General features: G+C 60.1%; 2 protein-coding genes. Both read left to right on the top strand.

Translation table 11 applies throughout. The features are described from left to right. Positions 1-176 precede the first annotated feature (176 nt). Positions 177-1,094: a sulfate adenylyltransferase subunit CysD gene (gene cysD, locus HU811_RS26195; protein ID WP_092394040.1), complete on the top strand. Its 918-nt coding sequence runs from the start codon at positions 177-179 to the stop codon at positions 1,092-1,094. Positions 1,095-1,103: 9 nt separating this feature from the next. Further along, complete coding sequence (cysN, locus tag HU811_RS26190; protein WP_186658963.1) at positions 1,104-3,002, top strand: sulfate adenylyltransferase subunit CysN; 1,899 nt, start codon at positions 1,104-1,106, stop codon at positions 3,000-3,002. Positions 3,003-3,095 lie beyond the last annotated feature (93 nt).

Here is a 3,095-nt window from a genome sequence, read left to right as displayed (position 1 = left end):
CCGCATTCGCGAGCAAGCCCGCTCCCACAAAGTCTGTGGTAACGCCCGAACCCCCAGGCATATCCATATGCTGTTTCGATCTAGTTGGCGCCCTGATTAGAAGAGGTCGCTGTGCTAGGATTCCCCGCTCGAACACGGCCCGCTGGCCGTTCATAAGAAAGTTTTCGTGAGTAGCCATGGTCGACAAACTGACGCATCTGAAACAGCTGGAGGCGGAAAGCATCCACATCATCCGCGAGGTGGCCGCCGAGTTCGATAACCCGGTGATGCTGTACTCCATCGGTAAAGACTCCGCCGTGATGCTGCACCTGGCACGCAAGGCGTTCTTCCCCGGCAAGCTGCCGTTTCCGGTGATGCACGTCGACACCCGCTGGAAATTCCAGGAAATGTACAAGTTCCGCGACCGCATGGTTGAAGAACTGGGCCTGGACCTGATCACTCACGTGAACCCGGACGGCGTGGCGCAAGGCATCAACCCGTTTACTCACGGTAGTGCCAAGCACACCGACATCATGAAGACCGAAGGCCTGAAACAGGCTTTGGACAAGCATGGTTTCGACGCTGCGTTCGGCGGTGCCCGTCGCGATGAAGAGAAGTCCCGCGCCAAGGAGCGCGTGTACTCGTTCCGCGACAGCAAGCATCGCTGGGATCCGAAGAACCAGCGCCCGGAGCTGTGGAACGTCTACAACGGCAAGGTCAACAAGGGCGAGTCGATCCGGGTATTCCCGCTGTCGAACTGGACCGAGCTGGACATCTGGCAGTACATCTACCTCGAAGGCATCCCGATCGTGCCGCTGTACTTCGCTGCCGAGCGTGAAGTGATCGAGAAGAACGGTACGCTGATCATGATTGACGACGAGCGCATCCTCGAGCACCTGTCCGATGAAGACAAAGCCCGTATCGTCAAAAAGAAAGTGCGTTTCCGCACCCTTGGCTGCTACCCGTTGACGGGCGCGGTGGAGTCCGAAGCCGAAAGCCTGACGGACATCATTCAGGAAATGCTCCTGACGCGAACTTCCGAGCGCCAGGGCCGGGTCATCGATCACGATGGCGCAGGCTCGATGGAAGATAAAAAACGTCAAGGTTATTTCTAAGGGGCTGTCATGTCGCATCAATCTGATTTGATCAGCGAGGACATCCTCGCTTACCTGGGCCAGCACGAGCGCAAAGAGCTGCTGCGTTTCTTGACCTGCGGTAACGTCGACGACGGCAAGAGCACCCTGATCGGGCGCCTGCTGCACGACTCCAAGATGATCTACGAAGATCACCTGGAAGCCATCACCCGCGATTCGAAGAAAGTCGGCACCACCGGTGACGACATCGATTTGGCGTTGCTGGTCGACGGCCTGCAGGCCGAGCGCGAGCAAGGCATCACCATCGATGTCGCGTACCGCTATTTCTCCACCGCCAAGCGCAAATTCATCATCGCCGACACCCCCGGCCATGAGCAGTACACCCGCAACATGGCCACCGGTGCTTCCACCTGTGACCTGGCGATCATCCTGGTGGACGCCCGCTACGGCGTGCAGACCCAGACCCGTCGTCACAGCTTTATCGCCTCTTTGCTGGGCATCAAGCACATCGTCGTGGCCATCAACAAGATGGACCTCAAGGACTTCGATCAGGGCGTGTTCGAGTCGATCAAGGCCGACTACCTGAAGTTCGCCGAAGGCTTGAAGATGAAGCCCACCAGCATGCACTTCGTGCCGATGTCGGCCCTCAAGGGCGACAACGTGGTGAACAAGTCCGAGCGCTCGCCGTGGTACACCGGCCAGTCGCTGATGGAAATTCTCGAGACCGTGGAAGTGGCGGGCGACCGTAACTTCACCGACCTGCGTTTCCCGGTGCAATACGTCAACCGTCCGAACCTGAACTTCCGCGGTTTCGCCGGCACCCTGGCCAGCGGCATCGTGCACAAGGGCGACGAAGTGGTGGTGCTGCCTTCGGGCAAGAGCAGCCGCGTCAAATCCATCGTCACTTTCGAAGGCGAGCTGGAACACGCGGGCCCTGGCCAGGCGGTGACGTTGACCATGGAAGACGAGATCGACATCTCCCGTGGCGACCTGCTGGTGCATGCCGACAGCGTGCCGCCGGTGACCGACAGCTTCGAAGCGATGTTGGTGTGGATGGCCGAAGAGCCAATGCTGCCGGGCAAGAAATACGACATCAAGCGCGCCACCAGTTACGTGCCGGGCTCGATTGCCAGCATCGTCAACAAGGTCGACGTGAACACCTTGGAGGAAGGCCCGGCCAGCGCATTGCAGCTCAACGAAATCGGCAAGGTGAAGATCGCCCTGGATGCACCGATCGCCCTGGATGGTTACGAGAGCAATCGCACCACCGGCGCGTTCATCATCATCGATCGCCTGACCAATGGCACCGTGGGTGCCGGCATGATCGTGGCCCAGCCTTTGGCCCACGGCCACAGTACCCATCACGGCAAACTGGCCCATGTGTCGGTGGAAGAGCGCGCCCAGCGCTTCGGTCAGCAACCGGCCACGGTGCTGTTCAGCGGCCTGTCGGGCGCTGGCAAAAGCACGCTGGCCTATGCGGTGGAGCGCAAGCTGTTCGACATGGGCCGTGCGGTCTTCGTGCTCGATGGCCAGAACCTGCGTCATGACCTGAACAAAGGCTTGCCACAGGATCGTGCCGGGCGTACCGAAAACTGGCGCCGTGCGGCTCATGTCGCCCGCCAGTTCAACGAAGCCGGGCTGCTGACCCTCGCCGCGTTCGTTGCCCCGAATGCTGAAGGCCGTGAGCAGGCCAAGGACCTGATCGGCAAGGAGCGTCTGCTGACGGTCTATGTCCAGGCCTCGCCAGCGGTCTGCGCCCAGCGCGATCCGCAAGGGCTGTACGCTGCTGCCGGCGACAACATCCCGGGTGAGTCCTTCCCGTATGACGTGCCGCTGGACGCCGATCTGGTGATCGACACCCAGTCGCTGTCGCTGGAAGAAAGCGTCAAGCAGGTGCTGGATCTGCTGCGCAAGCGTGGGGCGATCTAAGGAACGCCGCTGTAACTAAAAGCCCGCAGATGAGTGATCATCTGCGGGCTTTTTATTGTCATCTCAAAGATCGCAGCCTTCGGCAGCTCCTAC

Origin of the sequence: Pseudomonas tehranensis, assembly GCF_014268615.1 — a bacterium.
Taxonomy (GTDB): domain Bacteria; phylum Pseudomonadota; class Gammaproteobacteria; order Pseudomonadales; family Pseudomonadaceae; genus Aquipseudomonas; species Aquipseudomonas tehranensis.
Note: the sequence above shows the minus strand (reverse complement) of the source record. Positions and strands in the feature narration are given on the sequence as shown.

Bases quoted from the DNA above. Each gene is read 5' to 3' on its own strand.
- cysD (WP_092394040.1), top strand. From the start codon at position 177: ATGGTCGACAAACTGACGCATCTGAAACAGCTGGAGGCGGAAAGCATC.
- cysN (WP_186658963.1), top strand. From the start codon at position 1,104: ATGTCGCATCAATCTGATTTGATCAGCGAGGACATCCTCGCTTACCTG.